The organism is Leisingera methylohalidivorans DSM 14336, assembly GCF_000511355.1.
GTDB lineage: Bacteria > Pseudomonadota > Alphaproteobacteria > Rhodobacterales > Rhodobacteraceae > Leisingera > Leisingera methylohalidivorans.
Window position 1 is genome coordinate 198,155 of record NC_023135.1, and the last position, 21,332, is coordinate 219,486.

The 21,332-nt window shown below is 62.0% G+C and carries 31 protein-coding genes; 30 read left to right on the forward strand and 1 reads right to left on the reverse strand.

Features of this window, described 5'->3' with window-relative positions; all coding sequences use genetic code 11:
- Positions 1-69: 69 nt before the first annotated feature.
- From METH_RS01030 to rplP, 6 genes are all read left to right on the forward strand, one after another.
- Entirely contained in the window at positions 70-252 is a 183-nt protein-coding gene (locus METH_RS01030) for a DUF3008 family protein (RefSeq protein ID WP_024088537.1), read from the forward strand.
- 305 nt (positions 253-557) lie between these two features.
- On the forward strand, positions 558-1,400 hold the full coding sequence (rplB, locus tag METH_RS01035) for a 50S ribosomal protein L2 (protein ID WP_024088538.1): 843 nt from the start codon (positions 558-560) through the stop codon (positions 1,398-1,400).
- 3 nt (positions 1,401-1,403) lie between these two features.
- Positions 1,404-1,682 (forward strand): 30S ribosomal protein S19, encoded by a 279-nt coding sequence (gene rpsS / locus METH_RS01040; protein WP_024088539.1) that lies wholly within the window; start codon positions 1,404-1,406, stop codon positions 1,680-1,682.
- 3 nt (positions 1,683-1,685) lie between these two features.
- Complete coding sequence (rplV, locus tag METH_RS01045) at positions 1,686-2,066, forward strand: 50S ribosomal protein L22 (protein WP_024088540.1); 381 nt, start codon at positions 1,686-1,688, stop codon at positions 2,064-2,066.
- The gene (gene rpsC, locus METH_RS01050) at positions 2,066-2,776 is read left to right on the forward strand and encodes a 30S ribosomal protein S3 (RefSeq protein WP_044008297.1); all 711 of its coding nucleotides are present in this window, start codon (positions 2,066-2,068) and stop codon (positions 2,774-2,776) included. Before rplV ends, rpsC begins: the two co-directional genes overlap by 1 nt.
- A 12-nt stretch (positions 2,777-2,788) precedes the next feature.
- On the forward strand, positions 2,789-3,202 hold the full coding sequence (gene rplP, locus METH_RS01055; RefSeq protein ID WP_024088541.1) for a 50S ribosomal protein L16: 414 nt from the start codon (positions 2,789-2,791) through the stop codon (positions 3,200-3,202).
- A 67-nt stretch (positions 3,203-3,269) separates the two neighbouring features.
- Here the strand turns inward: rplP and METH_RS23715 are convergent, their stop codons facing one another.
- Positions 3,270-3,890: a hypothetical protein gene (locus tag METH_RS23715; protein WP_156927425.1), complete on the reverse strand. Its 621-nt coding sequence runs from the start codon at positions 3,888-3,890 to the stop codon at positions 3,270-3,272.
- Between the two features lie 188 nt (positions 3,891-4,078).
- Here METH_RS23715 and METH_RS01065 point away from each other — a divergent pair, with 188 nt between their 5' ends.
- The 24 genes from METH_RS01065 to METH_RS01180 all read left to right on the forward strand — a co-directional run bounded on the left by METH_RS01065 (position 4,079) and on the right by METH_RS01180 (position 21,284).
- On the forward strand, positions 4,079-4,699 hold the full coding sequence (locus METH_RS01065) for a TIGR02466 family protein (RefSeq protein ID WP_024088543.1): 621 nt from the start codon (positions 4,079-4,081) through the stop codon (positions 4,697-4,699).
- A 131-nt stretch (positions 4,700-4,830) separates the two neighbouring features.
- Complete coding sequence (locus METH_RS01070) at positions 4,831-5,871, forward strand: succinylglutamate desuccinylase/aspartoacylase family protein (protein ID WP_024088544.1); 1,041 nt, start codon at positions 4,831-4,833, stop codon at positions 5,869-5,871.
- 226 nt (positions 5,872-6,097) lie between these two features.
- Positions 6,098-6,298: a 50S ribosomal protein L29 gene (rpmC, locus tag METH_RS01075; RefSeq protein WP_024088545.1), complete on the forward strand. Its 201-nt coding sequence runs from the start codon at positions 6,098-6,100 to the stop codon at positions 6,296-6,298.
- Between the two features lie 11 nt (positions 6,299-6,309).
- Positions 6,310-6,540, forward strand: coding sequence for a 30S ribosomal protein S17 (rpsQ, locus tag METH_RS01080; RefSeq protein WP_024088546.1), 231 nt, complete (start codon positions 6,310-6,312; stop codon positions 6,538-6,540).
- Positions 6,541-6,641: 101 nt separating this feature from the next.
- Positions 6,642-7,010 carry a 50S ribosomal protein L14 gene (gene rplN, locus METH_RS01085; protein WP_005621870.1) on the forward strand — a complete coding sequence of 123 codons (369 nt, stop codon included), beginning with the start codon at positions 6,642-6,644 and terminating at the stop codon, positions 7,008-7,010.
- A 2-nt stretch (positions 7,011-7,012) separates the two neighbouring features.
- A complete protein-coding gene (gene rplX / locus METH_RS01090) occupies positions 7,013-7,318 on the forward strand; it encodes a 50S ribosomal protein L24 (protein ID WP_024088547.1) in 306 nt (101 codons plus the stop codon).
- Entirely contained in the window at positions 7,318-7,881 is a 564-nt protein-coding gene (gene rplE, locus METH_RS01095; protein ID WP_024088548.1) for a 50S ribosomal protein L5, read from the forward strand. The genes rplX and rplE overlap by 1 nt, the downstream gene beginning before the upstream one ends.
- A gap of 20 nt (positions 7,882-7,901) precedes the next feature.
- Entirely contained in the window at positions 7,902-8,207 is a 306-nt protein-coding gene (gene rpsN / locus METH_RS01100; RefSeq protein WP_024088549.1) for a 30S ribosomal protein S14, read from the forward strand.
- A gap of 13 nt (positions 8,208-8,220) precedes the next feature.
- Positions 8,221-8,613: a 30S ribosomal protein S8 gene (gene rpsH, locus METH_RS01105; protein WP_024088550.1), complete on the forward strand. Its 393-nt coding sequence runs from the start codon at positions 8,221-8,223 to the stop codon at positions 8,611-8,613.
- Positions 8,614-8,626: 13 nt separating this feature from the next.
- Entirely contained in the window at positions 8,627-9,160 is a 534-nt protein-coding gene (gene rplF / locus METH_RS01110; RefSeq protein WP_024088551.1) for a 50S ribosomal protein L6, read from the forward strand.
- 11 nt (positions 9,161-9,171) lie between these two features.
- The gene (gene rplR, locus METH_RS01115) at positions 9,172-9,531 is read left to right on the forward strand and encodes a 50S ribosomal protein L18 (protein WP_024088552.1); all 360 of its coding nucleotides are present in this window, start codon (positions 9,172-9,174) and stop codon (positions 9,529-9,531) included.
- A 131-nt stretch (positions 9,532-9,662) separates the two neighbouring features.
- The gene (gene rpsE, locus METH_RS01120; RefSeq protein ID WP_024088553.1) at positions 9,663-10,232 is read left to right on the forward strand and encodes a 30S ribosomal protein S5; all 570 of its coding nucleotides are present in this window, start codon (positions 9,663-9,665) and stop codon (positions 10,230-10,232) included.
- Between the two features lie 13 nt (positions 10,233-10,245).
- On the forward strand, positions 10,246-10,434 hold the full coding sequence (rpmD, locus tag METH_RS01125) for a 50S ribosomal protein L30 (RefSeq protein WP_024088554.1): 189 nt from the start codon (positions 10,246-10,248) through the stop codon (positions 10,432-10,434).
- A gap of 244 nt (positions 10,435-10,678) precedes the next feature.
- On the forward strand, positions 10,679-10,891 hold the full coding sequence (locus METH_RS01130) for a DUF1127 domain-containing protein (RefSeq protein ID WP_024088555.1): 213 nt from the start codon (positions 10,679-10,681) through the stop codon (positions 10,889-10,891).
- A 271-nt stretch (positions 10,892-11,162) separates the two neighbouring features.
- Complete coding sequence (locus METH_RS01135; protein ID WP_024088556.1) at positions 11,163-11,375, forward strand: DUF1127 domain-containing protein; 213 nt, start codon at positions 11,163-11,165, stop codon at positions 11,373-11,375.
- A 538-nt stretch (positions 11,376-11,913) separates the two neighbouring features.
- Positions 11,914-12,384, forward strand: a complete 471-nt coding sequence (gene rplO / locus METH_RS01140) for a 50S ribosomal protein L15 (RefSeq protein WP_024088557.1) — start codon at positions 11,914-11,916, stop codon at positions 12,382-12,384.
- 111 nt (positions 12,385-12,495) lie between these two features.
- Positions 12,496-13,860 carry a preprotein translocase subunit SecY gene (secY, locus tag METH_RS01145; protein WP_024088558.1) on the forward strand — a complete coding sequence of 455 codons (1,365 nt, stop codon included), beginning with the start codon at positions 12,496-12,498 and terminating at the stop codon, positions 13,858-13,860.
- Positions 13,857-14,504: an adenylate kinase gene (locus tag METH_RS01150; RefSeq protein ID WP_024088559.1), complete on the forward strand. Its 648-nt coding sequence runs from the start codon at positions 13,857-13,859 to the stop codon at positions 14,502-14,504. The genes secY and METH_RS01150 overlap by 4 nt, the downstream gene beginning before the upstream one ends.
- A 270-nt stretch (positions 14,505-14,774) precedes the next feature.
- Positions 14,775-15,143, forward strand: coding sequence for a 30S ribosomal protein S13 (gene rpsM, locus METH_RS01155; RefSeq protein ID WP_024088560.1), 369 nt, complete (start codon positions 14,775-14,777; stop codon positions 15,141-15,143).
- Between the two features lie 15 nt (positions 15,144-15,158).
- The gene (gene rpsK, locus METH_RS01160) at positions 15,159-15,548 is read left to right on the forward strand and encodes a 30S ribosomal protein S11 (protein ID WP_024088561.1); all 390 of its coding nucleotides are present in this window, start codon (positions 15,159-15,161) and stop codon (positions 15,546-15,548) included.
- 113 nt (positions 15,549-15,661) lie between these two features.
- Positions 15,662-16,678 (forward strand): DNA-directed RNA polymerase subunit alpha, encoded by a 1,017-nt coding sequence (locus tag METH_RS01165; protein WP_024088562.1) that lies wholly within the window; start codon positions 15,662-15,664, stop codon positions 16,676-16,678.
- A gap of 175 nt (positions 16,679-16,853) precedes the next feature.
- Positions 16,854-17,282 carry a 50S ribosomal protein L17 gene (rplQ, locus tag METH_RS01170; protein ID WP_024088563.1) on the forward strand — a complete coding sequence of 143 codons (429 nt, stop codon included), beginning with the start codon at positions 16,854-16,856 and terminating at the stop codon, positions 17,280-17,282.
- Positions 17,283-17,455: 173 nt separating this feature from the next.
- Positions 17,456-19,882, forward strand: coding sequence for a CHASE3 domain-containing protein (locus METH_RS01175; RefSeq protein WP_044008298.1), 2,427 nt, complete (start codon positions 17,456-17,458; stop codon positions 19,880-19,882).
- Between the two features lie 304 nt (positions 19,883-20,186).
- Positions 20,187-21,284, forward strand: a complete 1,098-nt coding sequence (locus tag METH_RS01180; protein WP_024088565.1) for a 3-deoxy-7-phosphoheptulonate synthase — start codon at positions 20,187-20,189, stop codon at positions 21,282-21,284.
- Positions 21,285-21,332: the final 48 nt, after the last annotated feature.

Consider the following 21,332-nt stretch of genomic DNA (forward strand, 5'->3'; position numbering starts at 1 on the left):
TCTGGAACCGGGGAGCGGTATCAGGCGTTTTGCCAGCACCGGTACACACCCAGAAGACGGAGGTTTGCCATGCCCGCAAAATCCAAAGCCCAGCAGCGCGCCGCCGGTGCCGCTCTTGCCGCCAAGCGGGGCGAGACCAGTAAGTCGGACCTGTACGGCGCGGCCCGGGAAATGTATGACACCATGACCGAGGAAGAGCTCGAAGACTACGCCGCGACCGATCATGACGGCCTGCCGGAAAAGAAGGACTGAGGGCCGCCGCCGCCCGGCGCCCGCCTGTGCGGGGCACCCGCCGGGCCGCCGGATGCAGCGCAGCGGGGCTTGCCCCTAGACAGCCTCCGCCAACTCTGCTACCTCGCACCAATCCTGAAGACCCCGGATTCGTTCCGGGGTCGTTACGTTTGTCAGGATGTTCGAACTTTGGGACCTTCGGGGCCCTATAAATCGGCCACCTTAGTAGCTTGTTCCAAACGGAACCTGCGGGCGGGGGGCTTTCAACATAGCGGGTCCAAAGACAATAACCTAAGGGCCTGCACGCTAAACGGAAGACAGAAAGCATGGCACTCAAGTCGTATAAGCCGACGACGCCGGGCCAGCGTGGGCTGGTTCTGATCGACCGTTCGGAGCTTTGGAAAGGGCGTCCGGTCAAATCTCTCACTGAGGGTCTGACCAAATCGGGCGGCCGGAACAACACCGGACGGATTACTGCACGCCGCCGTGGCGGCGGCGCAAAGCGCCTCTACCGGATCGTTGACTTCAAACGGAACAAATTTGATGTAGCGGCCACCGTTGAGCGGATCGAATACGACCCGAACCGGACCGCATTCATCGCGCTGATCAAATACGAAGACGGCGAACAAGCCTACATCCTGGCGCCGCAGCGTCTGGCTGTCGGCGACAAGGTCATCGCTTCGGCGAAGGCTGACATCAAGCCGGGCAACGCAATGCCGTTCTCGGGCATGCCGATCGGTACCATCGTTCACAACATCGAAATGAAGCCCGGCAAAGGCGGCCAGATCGCCCGTGCAGCCGGTACTTACGCTCAGTTCGTTGGCCGTGACGGCGGTTACGCCCAGATCCGCCTGTCCTCGGGCGAGCTGCGTCTGGTGCGTCAGGAATGCATGGCCACCGTCGGTGCCGTGTCGAACCCCGACAACTCGAACCAGAACTTCGGTAAAGCCGGCCGTATGCGCCACAAGGGCAAGCGTCCTTCGGTGCGTGGTGTCGTAATGAACCCGATCGACCACCCCCACGGCGGTGGTGAAGGCCGGACCTCCGGTGGCCGCCACCCGGTGACCCCCTGGGGCAAACCGACCAAGGGCAAACGGACCCGCAACAAAAACAAGGCGTCGCAGAAGCTTATCGTCCGCTCGCGCCACGCCAAGAAGAAAGGCCGCTAATCCATGGCACGTTCCGTATGGAAAGGCCCCTTCGTTGATGCTTATGTCTTGAAAAAGGCCGAAGCAGCGCGTGAGTCGGGCCGCAATGAAGTGATCAAGATCTGGTCGCGCCGTTCCACCATCCTGCCGCAGTTCGTCGGCCTGACCTTTGGTGTCTACAACGGCAAAAAGCACATCCCAGTCAACGTCTCGGAAGACATGATCGGTCAGAAGTTCGGTGAATATTCGCCGACCCGCACCTATTATGGCCATGCCGCTGACAAAAAAGCGAAGCGGAAGTAAGTCATGGGTAAGGAAAAGAATCCCCGCCGCGTGGCCGACAACGAAGCAATGGCAAAACTGCGCATGCTTCGCACCAGCCCGCAGAAACTGAACCTGGTGGCTCAGATGATCCGTGGCAAGAAAGTCGAGAAGGCGCTGACCGACCTGACATTCTCCAACAAGCGGATTGCTCAGGACGTGAAGAAATGCCTTCAGTCCGCCATCGCAAACGCGGAAAACAACCACAACCTGGACGTCGATGAACTGGTCGTCGCCGAGGCGTGGGTCGGCAAGAACCTGACCATGAAGCGCGGCCGTCCGCGTGCCCGTGGCCGGTTCGGCAAAATCCTGAAGCCGTTTGCGGAGATCACCATCAAGGTGCGTCAAGTTGAGGAGCAAGCCTAATGGGTCATAAAGTCAATCCGATCGGCATGCGCCTGCAGGTGAACCGCACCTGGGACAGCCGCTGGTATGCTGACACCAAAGACTACGGTGATCTGCTGCTCGAGGACCTGAAAATCCGCGAGTTCATCAAAACCGAGTGCAAGCAGGCAGGTATTGCGCGGGTGATCATTGAGCGCCCGCACAAGAAATGCCGCGTCACCATTCACACGGCCCGTCCGGGCGTCATCATCGGCAAGAAAGGCGCGGACATCGAAGTCCTGCGTAAAAAACTGGCCAGCATGACCGACAGCGAGCTGCACCTCAACATCGTTGAAGTGCGCAAGCCGGAACTGGACGCTGCTCTGGTCGGCGAGTCCATCGCCCAGCAGCTGGAACGCCGTGTGTCCTTCCGCCGCGCGATGAAACGTGCCGTGCAGAACGCCATGCGCATGGGCGCCCTGGGTATCCGGGTGAACGTCGCGGGCCGTCTGGGCGGTGCCGAAATCGCCCGTACCGAATGGTACCGCGAAGGCCGCGTGCCGCTGCACACCCTGCGTGCCGACATCGATTACGCACCCACCGAAGCGGTGACCCCCTACGGGATCATCGGGATCAAGGTCTGGATCTTCAAAGGCGAGATCATGGAGCACGATCCTTCGGCGCGTGACCGTAAAGCACAAGAAATCCAGGACGGCCCAGCACCTCGCGGTGCCGGTGGCGGCCGTCGCTAAGGAGGATTTGAGATGCTTCAGCCAAAGCGCACTAAATTCCGCAAAATGCACAAGGGCCGGATTCACGGCCTGGCAAAAGGCGGTTCCGACCTGAACTTCGGCACCTATGGCCTGAAGGCAACCACTCCTGAGCGTGTGACTGCACGCCAGATTGAGGCTGCCCGCCGCGCCATGACCCGGCACATGAAACGCCAGGGCCGTGTTTGGATCCGTATCTTCCCGGACACTCCGGTGACCTCGAAGCCGACCGAAGTCCGTATGGGTAAAGGTAAAGGTTCCGTGGACTACTGGGCAGCCAAGGTTAAGCCTGGCCGCGTGATGTTCGAGATCGACGGCGTCACCGATGAAGTCGCCCGCGAGGCCCTGCGCCTGGCAGCGATGAAACTGCCGGTCAAGACCCGCGTCGTGGTTCGCGAAGACTGGTAAAACCTGCCAGCTTTGAAAAAAATAAAGACCCCCGTTGAGAAATCAGCGGGGGTTTTTTGTTTCTCTGTCAGAAGATGGCGAGATTCCCGACCCCCCAGAAATCACTGGTTTCCTCGCCGGCATAAAAGCCTTCGAAGTAGTTTTCAGGCCTGGCTTTCTGCAAGCTTTTGCTGGTTTGGCAAATCAGGTAGTAGTGATAGTCGGTGTAAATCGTGCAGAAAAGGGAAAGGTCCTCAGGCCACAGCTCCACCCAATCGCAATCTTGCTGTTTGTTCAGCAGGTCCTTGGTGTGCAGGGGGGACTGGCAAACACCAAAGTGACCGGCGCCAATGAGGCATTCAAGCCCCAGATCCCGGGCGAAAGCACCCATGGAGAGTTCGAGCAGCGGGGAAGAACAGCCTTCGTCGGGTGGGTGGACGCTATGGGAAGCGCAAACGCTCAACATTTTTTCAGTGTCTTCGGGGCAGGCAAACTCAGACGAAATTTGCTTGGACCCTGTGAGGCGGAGCGCACGATTGACATGGCGCACTGAGGGGAGGCCGCACAGGTCAGCAATTTCCTGCCAGGAAACCCCGCAGGATGGCCCTTGTTCCTTGGCCGCACGTGCCGCGCTCTCCGGCGTCCAGTCACCAGTCTGCCATGGCGGGTGGCCAGAAAGTCTCAAAAAGGGGTTCAATGCGATGAACACGGAGTCGAACCTCCCGGCGAACCACTGCTTGTAGGGAGTTTCGTCTTGGTCAGGATAAGAGAATGGCGGTCTTTCCATGCGAAAAAGCCTTGCAACAAAAGGTGAGGGTAGCGGGCGGCCTCTTTTGCTGCAAGCGCCCCGGTATTTGCTGCATTGGTTCTCGTGCTGAGCTGCGCTAAGACACGCTCATGGCCCAGATTGAATCGCTCTTTGTGACCCGCCTCTACCGCGCGCAGCTGTCCGAACACGGACCATCGATTGACGCGCGGGAACTGGAGAACTCCTGTCTTGTGATCGCCGGTGACGACGATGCCGGCCAGGACTGGTGCGAGGAGAACGGCTATCCCGGCTATACCTCCTATGCCTCGCTGACCGATCTGCCCTGGCGGTTTCCCATCTTTGCCGATCTGGTGACATCGCTGGACGGCCATGTGGCGGCGTTTGCCAAGGATCTGGAGCTGGATCTGGACGGGCGCAAGCTGGTGCTGGAGGATCTGTGGATCAACATCCTGCCCGAGGGCGGCACCCATGCCAGCCACATCCACCCGCATTCGGTGATTTCCGGCACCACCTATGTGTCGATGCCCGAAGGCGCCTCGGCGCTGAAGCTGGAAGACCCGCGCCACGCGATGATGATGGCGCATCCGCCGCGCACCAAGGATTGCCGCCAGGAGCTGCGGACCTTTGTCTACCAGTCGCCCAGCGTGGGCGACGTGCTGCTGTGGGAAAGCTTTATCCGGCATGAGGTGCCGCTGAACATGGCCGAGGACGAGCGGATTTCCGTCAGTTTCAACTACCGCTGGGAGTGAGCGCCGTCCGGGAAAGGCTCCGGGGGATCGTTTCAGGCAAGAACCGGCGGCGCGCCGGGCCGCCCCGGCGCGATTGCGTAATGCGGAAAACTTGCTAAGCCTGTCGGGGTATGTCTTCGAAAGGCTTTGCCATGGCGACCCGTCCTGACTTTGAAATCGGCGGCTTCCGCATCCCGCCGGGCACCCGCCGCACGGTGGACCTGCCAGTGAGCGTGCTGTCGGATCACACGCCGGTCACCATGTCCGCCCATGTGATCCACGGCGCGGAGGAGGGGCCGGCGCTGTTTGTCTCCGCCGCCATTCACGGCGACGAGGTGATCGGGGTGGAAATCGCCCGCCGCCTGCTGCGCAGCCGCAAGTTCTCCCGCCTCAAGGGCACATTGATCGTGGTGCCGATCGTCAACACCTTCGGGTTTCTGAACCATTCCCGCTACCTGCCGGACCGGCGCGACCTCAACCGCTGTTTTCCGGGCAGCGGCGGCGGGTCGCTGGCCAGCCGCCTGGCGCAACTGTTCATGACCGAAGTGGTGGACCGCTGCGATCTTGGCATCGACCTGCATTCCGCCGCCATCCACCGCACCAACATGCCGCAGATCCGGGTGTCGCCGAAGGCTCAGGAGACCCTGGACTATGCCGATGCCTTTGGTGCGCCGGTGGTGATCCGCTCCGGCCTGCGCGACGGCTCGCTGCGCAAGGAGGCGCAGGTGCGCGGGGTCGACGTCCTGCTGTATGAGGCCGGCGAGGGGCTCAGGTTCGACGAGCAATCCGCCCGGGTCGGGGTGGCCGGCATCCTGCGGGTGATGCACGCGCTGGACATGATCCCCGAGGACGGGGTGCCGCTGGCCGAGGTGGTGCCGGTCCGTGCGGGCAGCAGCAGCTGGGAGCGCGCCCCCGCAGGCGGTTTGCTGCGGACCTACAAGACCACCGGCGAGATGGTCGAGGAGGGCGACGTGCTGGGGGTTGTTTCCGATCCCTTCGGCGAAAACGAAGAAGAGCTGCAGGCAGGCCAGGCGGGGCTTATCATCGGCCGCGCCAATATGCCGGTGGTGAATGAGGGCGATGCCCTGTTCCACATCGCCAGGGTGAACACGGCGGAGGCCGAAAGCCGCATCGAGAGCCTGCACGCGCAGCTGGAGGACGCGGCGATGTTCGACGAGGATGAGATCATCTGAACCGGCGCCGCCGCAGGGCAGGCGGCGGCGCGGCGCATCCCTATCTTTCCCTTGCCCCTGCACCCCGTCTCCTCTATAGGGACCCATCGCCTGTCCCCTTTCCGCGTCGGATCCGGGCCGGGTGATTCTTTTTTGCCGCGCTTTCCGGCGCGGTTGACATAACCCACCAGGTCAAAGGTTACCCGCCTCAGGGGCCTTCTGGTGCTTTGGACAAGGAACAAAGGCGATGAACGCCAATGATCTGCGCGACAAAACCGTGGATGAACTCCGCGATGCCCTCGCATCCCTGAAAAAAGAGAGCTTCAACCTGCGTTTTCAGCAGGCGACCGGTCAGCTGGAAAACACTGCAGGCATCAAAGCGGCCCGCCGCAACGCTGCCAAAGTGAAGACCATCCTGAACGAAAAAGCTGCTGCAGCAGCTGAATAAGGAGCGACACGATGCCCAAACGTATTCTCACTGGCACCGTGACCAGCGATGCCAACGCCCAGACCGTGACTGTTTCGGTTGAACGCCGCTTCACGCATCCGGTTCTGAAGAAAACCATCCGTAAGTCCAAGAAGTACCGGGCTCACGATGAAAAGAACGCTTTCAAGGTCGGCGACTCCGTACGCATCATCGAATGCGCGCCGAAATCGAAAACGAAACGCTGGGAAGTTCTGGAAGCCTAAGAGTCTCATTTCGAGACTCCTGGCGACTGGGCTGAAAAGCAAAGTCGAAACCCTGGGGGATCACGCCACGCATCGGCGCCCCATAGGTCGGGAGAAACCACATGATCCAGATGCAAACAAATCTGGATGTTGCTGACAACTCCGGCGCCCGCCGAGTTCAGTGCATCAAGGTTCTGGGTGGCTCCAAGCGTAAATACGCATCCGTAGGCGACATCATTGTCGTTTCGGTCAAGGAAGCCATCCCGCGCGGCCGCGTGAAAAAAGGCGACGTCCGTAAGGCCGTTGTCGTGCGCACCGCCAAAGAAGTCCGCCGCGAAGACGGCACTGCAATCCGGTTCGACCGGAACGCAGCCGTTATCCTGAACAACAACAACGAGCCGGTTGGTACCCGTATCTTTGGCCCGGTTGTTCGTGAACTGCGCGCGAAGAATTTCATGAAGATCATCTCGCTTGCTCCGGAGGTGCTGTAATCATGGCTGCTAAACTCCGCAAAGGCGACAAGGTCGTCGTGCTGTCCGGCAAAGACAAAGGCAAAGAAGGCGCTATCGCCTCCGTTGACCCGAAAGCCGGCAAAGCCATCGTCGAGGGCGTGAACATGGCGATCCGCCATACCCGCCAGTCGCAAAACGAACAGGGCGGCCGTCTGCCCAAAGCACTGCCGATCGACCTGTCGAACCTGGCGCTGCTGGACAGCAACGGCAAAGCAACCCGCGTCGGCTTCCGCGAGGAAGACGGCAAGAAGGTGCGCTTCGCCAAGACCACCGGGGAGACTGTCTGATGCTTGACGCTGCAACCTACACCCCGCGCCTGAAAACTCTTTACAAGGACACCATCCGCGGCGCCCTGAAAGAAGAGTTCGGCTACAAGAACGAGATGATGCTCCCCAAGCTGGAGAAAATCGTTCTGAACATCGGCTGCGGCCGCGCTGCTGTCAAAGACAGCAAGAAAGCCAAATCCGCCCAGGCGGATCTGACTCTCATCGCGGGCCAGAAAGCTCTGACCACCGTGGCAAAGAACTCCATCGCCGGCTTCCGCGTTCGCGAAGGCATGCCGATGGGCGCCAAGGTGACCCTGCGCGGTGACCGGATGTACGAATTCCTCGACCGTCTGATCACCATTGCGATGCCCCGTATCCGCGACTTCCGCGGCGTTTCGGGCACCTCTTTCGACGGCCGCGGCAACTATGCCATGGGCCTGAAAGAGCACATCGTGTTCCCGGAAATCGATTTTGATAAAATCGATGAGCCCTGGGGCATGGACATCGTGATCGCCACCACCGCGAAAACCGACGCGGAAGCAAAGGCGCTGTTGAAAGCTTTCAACATGCCCTTCAACAGCTAAGCGCGGGAAGGATAGAGACCATGGCTAAGAAAAGCATGATCGAACGCGAGAAGAAGCGCGAACGCCTGGTGGCAAAATATGCCGCAAAGCGTGCCGAGCTGAAAGAGATCGCGACTGACGAAAGCCGCCCGATGGAAGAGCGTTTCAAAGCGCGTCTGAAACTGGCGAAACTGCCGCGCAACTCGTCGGCAACCCGTCTTCACAACCGCTGCCAGCTCACCGGCCGTCCGCACGCTTACTACCGTAAGCTGAAGGTCAGCCGTATTGCGCTGCGCGAGCTGGGGTCTGCTGGTCAGATCCCCGGCATGGTGAAATCGAGCTGGTAAGGGAGAGACAGATATGAACGATCCTATCGGCGATATGCTCACCCGTATCCGTAACTCTCAGATGCGCGGCAAATCCACTGTCCTGACCCCGGCTTCCAAGCTGCGGGCCTGGGTGCTGGACGTGCTGGCGGACGAGGGCTACATCCGCGGTTATGAGAAGATGACTGGTGCCAATGGCCACCCGGCCATCGAAATCAGCCTGAAATACTTCGACGGCGAACCTGTCATTCGCGAGCTTAAGCGGGTCTCCAAGCCCGGCCGCCGCGTTTACATGGGCGTCAATGACATCCCGTCGGTCCGTCAGGGCCTGGGCGTGTCGATTGTCTCCACCCCCCAGGGTGTGATGTCGGACGCAAGCGCACGCGCAGCCAACGTTGGCGGCGAAGTGCTCTGCACCGTCTTCTAAGGAGGCCTCGCAGATGTCCCGTATTGGTAAAAAACCGGTCGAACTGCCCAGCGGCGTAACCGCTGCCGTGTCCGGCCAGACCATCGAAGTGAAAGGCCCGAAAGGCGCCCGCACCTTCACTGCCACCGACGATGTCACCCTGTCGGTCAACGACAACGTTGTCACCATCGAGCCGCGCGGCAAGTCCAAGCGTGCCCGTCAGCAGTGGGGGATGTCCCGCACTCAGGTGGCCAACCTCGTCACCGGCGTGACCCAGGGCTTCAAGAAAGAACTGGAAATCCAGGGTGTGGGTTACCGGGCTCAGATGCAGGGCAACACCCTGAAGCTGAACCTGGGCTACAGCCACGATGTCGACTTCACTGCACCTGATGGCGTCACCATCACCGCACCGAAGCAGACCGAAATCGTTGTGGAAGGTATCGACCAGCAGCAGGTGGGCGAAGTCGCGGCAAAAATCCGCGAATGGCGCCGTCCCGAGCCGTACAAAGGCAAGGGCATCCGCTATAAGGGCGAGTTCATCTTCCGCAAGGAAGGCAAGAAGAAGTAAGGACCAGCAAAATGGCAAACAGCAAACGTACCCTGTTTCTGAAGCGCCGGCTGCGCGTCCGGAACAAGCTTCGCAAAGTGAACGCAGGCCGTCCGCGTCTCTCCGTGCACCGTTCGAACAAGAACATCTCTGTTCAGTTGATCGACGATCTGCGTGGCGTGACCGTGGCCTCCGCTTCGACCCTGGAAAAAGATCTCGGCGTAGTTGGCAAGAACAACGTCGAAGCAGCGACCAAAGTTGGTGCAGCGATCGCCGAACGCGCAAAAGCGGCCGGTGTGAGCGAAGCCTACTTCGACCGCGGCGGCTTCCTGTTTCACGGCAAAGTGAAGGCTCTGGCCGACGCTGCGCGTGAAGGCGGCCTGAAGATCTAAATCCCATGCGGGCGGCCTTCAGGGGCCGCCCCGATGATCCGGGAGGCCGGCCATGCGCCGGACCTCACCAGGATTGGAACAACAGGCGCCCCGTGCTTTGTGCAGTGCGCCTCTCTTAAAAGGAATGCCTGATGGCAGAACGTGATAACCGCCGCGGCAACCGCCGCGACCGTGACGAGACACCGGAATTCGCAGATCGCCTGGTCGCGATCAACCGCGTGTCCAAAACCGTAAAAGGCGGTAAGCGCTTTGGCTTTGCCGCCCTGGTTGTCGTTGGCGACCAGAAGGGCCGCGTCGGCTTTGGCAAGGGCAAGGCGAAAGAAGTGCCCGAGGCGATCCGCAAGGCGACCGAGCAGGCCAAGCGCCAGATGGTCCGCGTGCCGCTGAAAGAGGGCCGCACCCTGCACCACGACATGGCCGGCCGTCACGGCGCAGGCAAAGTTGTGATGCGTACCGCACCGGAAGGTACCGGTATCATCGCAGGTGGTCCGATGCGTGCCGTCTTCGAAATGCTCGGCATCAAGGACGTTGTGTCCAAGTCGATCGGCTCGCAGAACCCCTACAACATGATCCGCGCCACCCTGAACGGCCTGCAGAAAGAGCAGAGCCCGCGTGCGGTGGCTCAGCGCCGCGGCAAAAAGGTCGCTGACATCCTGCCCAAGCGGGACGAAGCACCGGCAGCCGCCGAAGCTGAAGCGTAAGGAGTAGAGAGACATGGCAAAAACCATCGTCGTCAAGCAGATCGGCTCGCCGATCCGCCGCCCCGCCAAACAGCGCGCAACCCTGGTTGGCCTGGGCCTGAACAAGATGCACAAGACCCGTGAGCTGGAGGATACCCCTTCGGTGCGCGGCATGGTCGACTCGATCCCGCATCTGGTTCAGATCATCGAAGAGCGCGGCTAAGCCCTTTTCGATCCCTGACTAATGAAAACGCCTCCGGGAAACCGGGGGCGTTTTCCGTTGTGCAGAGGTCCGGGCAAGGGCAGGGCGGCTTACCGGCCATTCAGCCCCTTGCGCGGCTTGCATAGCGGCTTGCCGGTTCCGTCAGTTGTTGGAATCGCAGCGCCCCCCTATCTCGGTGTCACAGCAAATGACCAAACACAGACCACCGGGAATAGGCCCGGTCTCAGAGATAAGGATCGTTACGATGGCACATGTTATCAGCACCGCACACAGCACCCAAAGCCTCACCGCACGCATCCGTGCAGCCGTGGCAAGCCTGGCCGATTCCTGGGGCAAAGCCCGCGAATTCCAGCGCACCTACAACGAGCTTGACGCGTTGAGCGATCATGAGCTTTCCGACATCGGCGTGCGCCGGGACGATATCGCCGACCTGTCGCGCCGACACGTCTACGGCTAAGAATTCCTCCCTTCCCGGGCGCTTCTCTCCTCCTCCTCCTCTTTCGTGTCCGGGCCAAAACGCCCCTGCCCTCTCCCGGCAGGGGCGTTTTCTTTTGCGCCCCCCTCAGGATGGCTGATGCGATCGTGCCATGCGGATGCTGCATAGCGGCCAGACCAAAGCATCCATTGCGCCTGTCCCGGGCCGTCCTTATCTCCCGTTCACTCGAAGCGAACAGATCATGCACCGCGCCGGGAGCACGTCCCGGCACCGATGTGAAGGACCAAGAACAATGGCATATTCAACTCTCTCCGCGCCCTCCGCCGGGATCTCCGCCCGTTTTGCTGGCTTTGCCGCCGGGCTGATCCGGATCTGGAAACTGCGCCGTGACTACAAAGCGACTGTGACCTCCCTGCAAGCGATGTCCGCCCGCGACCTGGCCGATATCGGCCTTAGCCGCTGCGCCATCCCCGGCGTTGCCCGCGAGCACGTCTACGGCAAGTAATCTCCCCGGCCGGCCCCGGATTCTCCTCCCTCTCCGAAGGACCGGCCCGAAAACGCCCCCGCCATCCCGGCGGGGGCGTTTTTGTTTGCAGAGGTGTTGCGCAGCGGCCGTGCGCACTGCCCACGCGGATTTAACCCGGCTGCGCCATACTGTTCCCCGGTCATGATCACCCGCCGGGCCTGACACCCCCGGCACCTGGAACAGGGCTCCGGCATGGCACCCGGAGCGCGCGATACGCGTATTCGCATGGGGGAAACCCCATCCCATCTCCACCCCGGCGGCGCCGCCACCCTTTACCGGACGGCCAGCAGCGGAACGGACATGAGAGACAGGCAGCAGAATTCGCAACCGGCAGGGCTGGGGCCTTGGCGGCCGGATCCGCCTGCGCCGCCCGTTTGGCGCGGCCGCGGGGCTTGATCCCATCCCCCAACCCGTCTATAGGCACCCGGTGGCGTTCTGCGCCACGGAATCACAAATCAAGAAACGCCGCGGTTGGCCCATTCCGCTTCGGGGGCCACATCCGGCAAGGAGAAGCGACATGAAACTTCACGAACTCAGCGACAATCCTGGCGCAACCAAAAAACGCATGCGCGTTGCCCGCGGCCCCGGCTCCGGCAAAGGCAAAATGGGCGGCCGTGGTATCAAAGGCCAGAAATCCCGTTCGGGTGTCTCGATCAACGGTTACGAAGGCGGTCAGATGCCCTTGTACCAGCGTCTGCCCAAGCGCGGCTTCAACAAGCCGAACCGCAAGGCATACGCCGTTGTGAACCTGGGCCTGATCCAGAAATTCATCGACGCAGGCAAGCTGGACGCCGCCTCGATCACCGAAGATTCGCTGATCGCATCGGGCCTGGTGCGCCGCAAGCTGGACGGTGTCCGCATCCTCGCGAAGGGCGAAATCACCGCCAAAGCCACCATCACTGTGACCGGTGCATCGGCTGCTGCTGTTGACGCCGTTGCAAAAGCTGGCGGCGCTCTGACTGTGGCAACTGCAGCCGCCGCAGAGTAACGGCTTGTGAGCGGCGCCAATGCCGCTTACATAGTCTTCGAGTTTTCCTAGAACGCCGCCCGAGCCGGAAAACGGTTCCGGGCGGCGTTTCGCTAAAGAAGAGACCTTTTCATGGTATCAGCAGCAGAACAAATGGCGGCGAACACCAGCTGGGCTGCCCTGGGCAAGGCCACGGATCTGCGCAACCGGATCCTGTTCACGATCGGCCTTTTGATTGTCTACCGCCTGGGCACGTTCATTCCGGTTCCGGGAATCGATGCGGCAGCCCTGCGTCAGTTCATGGAGCAGGCAGGGCAGGGCATCGGCGGCATGGTGTCGATGTTCACCGGCGGCGCGCTTGGCCGGATGGGGATTTTCGCCCTCGGCATCATGCCTTATATTTCCGCCTCCATTATCGTTCAGCTTCTGACCTCGATGGTGCCCGCGCTTGAGCAGCTCAAGAAAGAGGGCGAGCAGGGCCGCAAGAAGATCAACCAGTACACCCGCTACGGCACCGTGGCGCTGGCGACCGCGCAGGCCTACGGCCTCGCCGTGTCGCTGGAGCAGGGCGATCTGGCGACCGATCCGGGCATGTATTTCCGCATGGCCTGCATGATCACCCTGGTCGGCGGCACCATGTTCCTGATGTGGCTGGGCGAGCAGATCACCCAGCGCGGCATCGGCAACGGCATTTCGCTGATCATCTTTGTCGGCATCATCGCCGAGGTTCCCGCCGCCATCGCCCAGTTCTTCGCTTCCGGCCGCTCCGGCGCGATCAGCCCCGCGGTGATCATCGGTGTGATCCTGATGGTGATCGCAGTGATCATGTTCGTGGTGTTCATGGAACGCGCCCTGCGCAAGATCCACATCCAGTACCCGCGCCGCCAGGTCGGCATGAAGGTCTATGACGGCGGCTCCTCGCATCTGCCGGTCAAGGTCAACCCGGCGGGCGTGATCCCGGCGATCTTCGCCTCCTCGCTGCTGCTGCTGCCGACCACCATTTCGGCGTTCTCCTCGGGCGCTGCGACCGGTCCGGTGATGTCCTGGCTGCTGGCGAACTTCGGCCCCGGCCAGCCGCTGTACCTGCTGTTCTTCGTCGCGATGATCGTGTTCTTTGCCTATTTCTACACCTTCAACGTCTCCTTCAAACCGGACGACGTGGCGAACAACCTGAAGAACCAGAACGGCTTTGTCCCCGGCATCCGTCCCGGCAAGAAGACTGCGGAATACATCGAATATGTGGTGAACCGCATCCTGGTTCTGGGCTCCGGCTATCTGGCGCTGGTCTGTCTTCTGCCTGAGGTGCTCCGCGGCCAATTCGCCATCCCGGTCTATTTTGGCGGTACGTCCGTTCTGATTGTGGTATCCGTCACCATGGACACCATTCAGCAGGTGCAAAGCCACCTCCTCGCGCATCAGTATGAGGGGCTTATCGAGAAAAGCCAGCTGCGCGGGCGCAACAAGAAACGGACAAAACGGGGACCCTCTCGCCGATGACCAACATTATTCTTCTTGGCCCGCCGGGGGCGGGTAAAGGTACGCAGGCGCGCTACCTGGTTGAAACCCGCGGCATGGTGCAGCTCAGCACCGGCGACATGCTGCGCGATGCCCAGACCTCCGGAACCGAAATGGGCAAGAAGGTCGCTGCCATCATGGCCGAGGGCAAGCTGGTCACCGACCAGATCGTCATTGGCCTGATCCGCGAAAAACTGCGCGAGGGCGCCGAGGGCGGGTTCATCTTCGACGGGTTCCCGCGCACCCTGGCGCAGGCGGATGCGCTCAGCAAACTGCTGGAAGAGATGGATCTCAAGCTGGATGCGGTGATCGAGATGCAGGTCGATGACGCGGCGCTGGTCGCCCGCATCACCGGCCGCTCGACCTGCGGCGGCTGCGGCGAGGTCTATCATGACCAGACCAAGCCCTGGCCTGCTGACGGCAAATGCGCCAACTGCGGCAGCGACGATGTGCAGCGCCGTGCAGACGACAATGAGGACAGCCTCAAGACCCGTCTGATGGAGTATTACAAGAAGACCTCGCCGCTGATCGGCTACTACTACGCCAAGGGCAATCTGCAGCGTCTGGACGGCCTGGCCTCGATCGCGGAAGTGCGCCAGAACATGGCGTGGATCATGGGCGAATAAGGCCTGCCGCAGGCTCCGGGGCGGCAGCGCCCCCCTGTGCCGGAATATCCAAGCCCCGCCAGTCCGGCGGGGCTTTTCCTTTAGGGCTTGACGGCCCATTTCCCAGCCCCTAGTTACCGACATCCCTTCTGGGAACGATTCCCGGCAGGCAGATTCGTTTGCCTGCTTAACTACCTCGAAATGCTGGACCCTCTGGCCACACTGCCACGGTCAAGTGTTGTGAAAAAAGGTTCCGGCGTTACGGAACCGCAACCAAAAGGAAAGTGACACGTGGCACGTATTGCCGGCGTTAACATCCCGACTGCAAAGCGGGTTCCCATCGCCCTCACCTATATCACCGGTATCGGTAACACCTCGGCCAAAGCGATCTGCGAAGCCGTTGGCATTGATCCGGCCCGCCGTGTGAACGAACTCAGCGACGCCGAAGTTCTGGCCGTGCGCGAGCACATCGACGCCAACTTCACCGTTGAAGGCGACCTGCGCCGCGAAGTTCAGATGAACATCAAGCGCCTGATGGACCTCGGTTGCTACCGCGGCCTGCGTCACCGCCGTAACCTGCCCGTTCGCGGTCAGCGTACCCACACCAACGCTCGCACCCGCAAAGGCCCCGCAAAGGCCATTGCCGGTAAGAAGAAGTAAGGGAGGGTTCGATCAATGGCACGTGATAAGACACGCGTTAAGCGTAAAGAGCGCAAGAACATCGCAACCGGCGTTGCGCATGTGAACTCGTCGTTCAACAACACCAAAATCCTGATCTCCGACGTGCAGGGCAATGCGATCGCTTGGTCGTCCGCCGGCACCATGGGTTTCAAGGGTTCGCGGAAATCCACCCCCTATGCCGCACAGATGGCTGCAGAAGATGCAGGCAAGAAGGCACAGGATCACGGTGTGAAGACGCTGGAAGTCGAAGTTCAGGGTCCCGGTTCGGGCCGTGAATCGGCACTGCGCGCACTGGCTGCCGTCGGTTTCAACATCACTTCGATCCGTGATGTGACCCCGATCGCGCACAACGGCTGCCGCCCGCCGAAGCGCCGCCGCGTCTAATCTTGAATTTTTGCTGGGGCCCCGCTTGATTCGCAGGGCCCCAGTGCGTCATTTAAACCTCGGGCGTCCTTGGCCTTTCGGACATGGGGCAAGGACAGGAATGGAGGGAACGCATGATCCATAAGAACTGGGCAGAGCTGATCAAGCCGGCACAGCTGGAAGTGAAGCCGGGCAATGATCCCGCACGCCAGGCAACTGTTGTTGCAGAACCGCTGGAACGCGGTTTCGGCCTGACCCTGGGCAACGCGCTGCGCCGCGTGCTGATGAGCTCGCTGCAGGGTGCTGCCATCACCAGCGTGCAGATTGACAACGTGCTGCACGAGTTTTCGTCTGTTGCCGGTGTGCGTGAAGACGTCACCGACATCATCCTGAACCTCAAGGGCGTGTCCCTGCGCATGGAAGTCGAAGGCCCCAAGCGGCTGTCGGTCAATGCCAAGGGTCCGGCTGTCGTCACCGCCGGCGACATCGCCGAAACCGCCGGCATCGAGGTTCTGAACCGCGATCACGTCATCTGCCACCTGGACGACGGCGCCGACCTGTTCATGGAACTGACCGTGAACACCGGCAAAGGCTATGTCTCGGCAGACAAGAACAAGCCGGAAGACGCACCGATCGGCCTGATTCCGATCGACGCGATCTACTCGCCGGTCAAGAAGGTCTCCTATGACGTTCAGCCGACCCGTGAGGGCCAGGTGCTGGACTATGACAAGCTGACCATGAAGGTGGAAACCGACGGCTCCATCACCCCTGACGATGCCGTGGCCTATGCCGCGCGCATCCTGCAGGACCAGCTGTCGATCTTCGTCAACTTCGACGAGCCGGAATCGGCTGGCCGCCAGGACGAGGACGACGGTCTCGAGTTCAACCCGCTTCTGCTGAAGAAAGTGGACGAGCTGGAACTGTCGGTGCGGTCTGCAAACTGCCTGAAGAACGACAACATCGTCTATATCGGCGACCTGATCCAGAAGACCGAAGCGGAGATGCTGCGCACCCCCAACTTCGGCCGCAAGTCCTTGAACGAGATCAAGGAAGTGCTGTCTGGCATGGGCCTGCATCTTGGCATGGATGTCGAGGACTGGCCGCCGGACAACATCGAAGATCTGGCGAAGAAGTTCGAAGACAGCTTCTAAGACTTCAGAGGGGGGCTCCGGCCCTCCTCTTCAATGCCCGGGCCTGCCGGGGAAAAAGAGTGAGAAAGGCTCCTGCGGAGCGTTTCGAGCTTGAATGGGCATCCGCCCCAAGGTGAGTGGCTGACACGCATCAGCTGCCTGACAAAGCAAAAACGCAGATCAAAGGACTATCAAAATGCGTCACGCACGTGGTTACCGCCGCCTGAACCGTACTCATGAGCACCGCAAAGCGCTGTTCTCCAACATGTGCGGCTCGCTGATCGAGCACGAGCAGATCAAGACGACCCTGCCGAAAGCAAAAGAACTGCGCCCGATCATCGAAAAGATGATCACCCTGGCAAAGCGCGGCGACCTGCACGCCCGCCGTCAGGCAGCTTCCAAGCTGAAACAGGACAAGGACGTCGCGAAACTGTTCGAGGTTCTGGGCCCGCGCTACAAGGACCGTCAGGGCGGCTATGTCCGTATCCTGAAGGCCGGTTTCCGTTACGGCGACATGGCTCCGATGGCGATCATCGAGTTTGTCGACCGCGACACCGCCGCGAAGGGCGCCGCCGACAAGGCCCGCCTGGAAGCAGCAGAAGCCGCAGCTGAAGCTGAAGAATAAGACGCGCTGAACCCCAGGGTTCAACTGTCTGGCCCCCGCTCCGCCCGGAGCGGGGGTTTTTCTTTTTCCTGTGTCACCCCAAGGGTGTCTAAAATTGACATTCTGCGCGAAAGGGAATCGTAATTTTCTTCTGATTTTACTGCGGCATTCAAGACAGCTCCGGGACGAAGGCAATGGCAGTAAAGAAGACACCCGCGGCCAGGCGGTTCTCACTGGCAAATCTCAGTACCAAGGTAAAAATCGTTTCGGTGGCGGTATTTCCGCTGCTGCTGGTGCTCGGGGTCGGCGTGCTGGCGGTGGTTAACCTGGGCCGCATGGCGCAGACTGCGCAGGCTGTTGACCACACCCAGAAGATTTTGACCGAAGCGCAGGCGCTGGCGCAGGCCGCCGCTGGAATGGAGGCCGGGCTGAGGGGGTATTTGCTGGCCGGGCAGGAGGCGTATCTGGTGCCGTTTGAGGACGGCCGCGCCAAAGTTGCCGGCTCCCTGGACAGTTTGCGCAGCCTGGCAGCGGACGATGCGGATTTGCTGGCGGACCTCGATACGGCCGAGCAGACATTGGCCGGCTGGCAGGAGAATGTCGCGGCTGGCGCCATTGCCTTGCGCCGCGAAATCGGCGACGCCCAGACCATGAACGACATGGCGGCAGAGGTGAAAAAATCCAAGGGCCGGGTCTACTTCGAGGACTTCCGCGCCGAGATTGCCAGGGTCATCGAGGAAGAGGAAGTCGAGCTGAACAACCGGCGCAACACCTTTTCTTCACTGGTGAATGCCGGGATCGCCGATCCGGATTACCTGAACACCTCGCTGCAGGCGGTGGAGCAGACCCATAACGTAATCAGCAGCGCCAAGGATCTGCTGTCGGCTGCGGTCGATATGGAAACCGGGATGCGCGGCTTCCTTCTGGCGGGCGACCGGGAATTTCTCGGTCCCTATATGGAGGGCAACGGGCGCTTCAACGAGGTACTGGCCGACCTCCGCCTGGCGCTGTCTGACAACCTGATGCAGGCAAACCGCCTGAATAACGTGGCCAGGATCGTTGACGAATGGCGCAACAGCGTGGTCGTTCCGATGCTGCAGCTGCGCCGGGTGATCGGCAGCGCGGCCACTATGGATGACATGGCCGATCTTGTCGCCCAGGGCCAGGGCAAGGCCTATTTCGACAGCTTCCGTGCCACCATGGCCTCCATCGAGGCCAAAGGCGCCGAGACCATGGCTGCGCGCCGCGCCGTCAATGAGGCGCTTGCCGCCCAGACCCGGATCATGATCCCCGGCGCGATTGCTGCGGCGATTCTGATCGGCGCGGTGATGGCGCTGATCACCGGCTCCGGCATCGCTTCGGGCCTGCGGCGTATCGTGGTGTCGATGCGCGGGTTGGCCGAGGGCAACAATGCCGTCGAGATCAAGGGCCAGAACCGCGGCGACGAGGTCGGCGACATGGCCCGCGCACTGGATAAATTCCGCGATGAGCTGGTTCGGATGCAGGCGGCAGAACAGCAGAAGGCGGAAAGCAAGGATGCCGAGCTGGGCAATGTGGTGCAGCAGCTGAGCGAGCGTTTGGCGCGCCTGTCGCATGGCGACCTGACAATCCGCATCGCCGAGGAATTCCCGGAGGAATACGAACAGCTGCGCGCCGATTTCAACGGCTCCATCGACAACCTCAACGCCACCGTGCAGCAGGTGATCGACGCCGCCTCCAGCATCCGCAGCGGCGCGGCCGAGATCAGCCAGGCCTCTGACGATCTGTCCCACCGCACCGAAAGCCAGGCCGCCACGCTGGAGGAAACCGCCGCCGCCATTGATGAGCTGACAGCCTCGGTGAAATCCGCAGCCGAAGGCGCCCGCAACGTCGAAGCAACCGTGCGCGACGCCCGCCAGGAGGCCGAAAACAGCGGCGAGGTGGTGCAAAGCGCTGTCGCAGCGATGAGCGGGATCGAGGAAAGCTCGAACAAGATTTCCCAGATCATCTCGGTGATCGACGACATCGCCTTCCAGACCAACCTGCTGGCGCTGAACGCCGGGGTGGAAGCCGCCCGCGCAGGCGAAGCCGGCCGCGGCTTTGCGGTGGTCGCTTCCGAGGTGCGGGCGCTGGCGCAGCGGTCCTCGGATGCGGCGATGGAGATCAAGGCCCTGATCAGCGACAGCTCGCGCCAGGTCGGCGAAGGCGTGGATCTGGTCGGCCGCGCCGGCGGCGCGCTGCAGTCGATCGTCGGCCAGGTCAGCCGGATCTCGGAGCTGGTGTCGGAGATCGCCGAAGGCGCCGAGCAGCAATCCACCGGCCTGCTGGAAATCAACACCGGCGTGACCCAGCTGGACAAGGTGACCCAGCAGAACGCGGCCATGGTCGAAGAAGCCACAGCGGCGGGCCACTTGCTGAACACCGATGCGGGCAAGCTGTCTGATCTGGTTGCCCGGTTCCAGGTGGCCGGCGGCAGCGGCGCTGCCCTTGCAGCCCCCTCCGCCCCGGCACCGGCAGCCATGGCGCCCTCAGCCCATGGCAGCGATGACTGGGACCTTGAGGCCAGCCCGGTCCCGGCCCCGGCCGCAGCGGCGCATGCGGCGGACGGCAATGCGGCCCGCGATCTTTGGCAGGATTTCTGATCCGCCTCACATACCCCGCGCAGGCTCTCCCCGGGGGAGGGCCTGCTGCCATGTTCCGGAGGTGTTCTCCGGGCGCATTTTCGGGGTGACAGCTGCCCGAATCTCCGCTAGCGTCCGGTCCATGACCCGTAGCTATGCCGCATTCTGGTATTTCTTTTATCCGCGCCACATGGCGGACGGAGGGGTCAGCGCATTCTGAGTTAGGATACCGGAACGCACCAGGATACCACCAACCGCCCGCAGCCGCCGGCGGTTTTTTTGTATCCGCCGCTGCGCCTAGGGCCCCCGCCAAGGACACAGACCGATGACACCCCAGACCGAAAACCTCCGCATCACCGGCATGCAGGAACTGATCTCGCCCGAAGACCTTGCGTCGCAGCTGCCCGGCACGGCGGCGGCAACCGGTACCGTGCTGGCCGGCCGCACCGCCATCCAGGACGTGCTGCACGGCCGTGACGACCGGGTGATTGCGGTGGTCGGCCCCTGTTCGATCCACGATCCCAAGGCGGCGATGGACTATGCCGGACGGCTGGCGCCGCTGCGCGCGCGGCTTGCCGGCCAGCTGGAAATCGTGATGCGGGTCTACTTCGAGAAACCCCGCACCATCAGCGGCTGGAAGGGGCTGATCAACGACCCGGGCCTCGACGGCTCCTTCCGCATCAACGAGGGCCTGGGGCTGGCCCGCCGCCTGTGCCTGGACATCAACGCCCTGGGCCTGCCGGTCGGGACAGAATTCCTGGATACGGCGGTGCCGCAGTACATCTCCGACCTGGTGGCCTGGGCCGCGATCGGCGCCCGCACCACCGAAAGCCAGATCCACCGCGAGATGGCGTCGGGGCTCAGCTGCCCGGTCGGCTTCAAGAACGGCACCCGCGGCAATGTGCAGATCGCGGCGGACGCGGTGCGCTCGGCCGCCCATCCGCATCATTTCATGGCGCTGGCCAAATCGGGCCGGGCGGCAATTGCGGCCACCAGCGGCAACCCGGACTGCCACCTGATCCTGCGCGGCGGCGGCGGCACCAATTATGACGCGGCTTCGGTCGATGCGGCCTGCAAGCTGGCGGAAAAGGACGGCATCAGCGGCCATGTGATGATCGACGCCAGCCACGCAAACAGCGGCAAGGACCCGATGCAGCAGCCCGCAGTGCTGCGCGATGTGGCGGGGCAGATTGCGGGCGGCGACAGCCGCATCACCGGGGTGATGATCGAAAGCCATCTGGTGGCAGGCCGCCAGGAACTGGGCCAGGGCGGCCTCACCTATGGCCAGTCGATCACCGACGGCTGCCTGGGCTGGGAAGACACCGTCGCAGAGCTGGAGGCGCTGGCAGAGGCCGTCACCGCGCGGCGTGCGCAGGCGGACCGGGCGGCACGGGCGGCAGAACCCAGCCTGGCCGAAGCCTGACGGGACGGGAGGCGCAAGGGGGAATGCCGGGCGTCTTTCTGGCAGGAA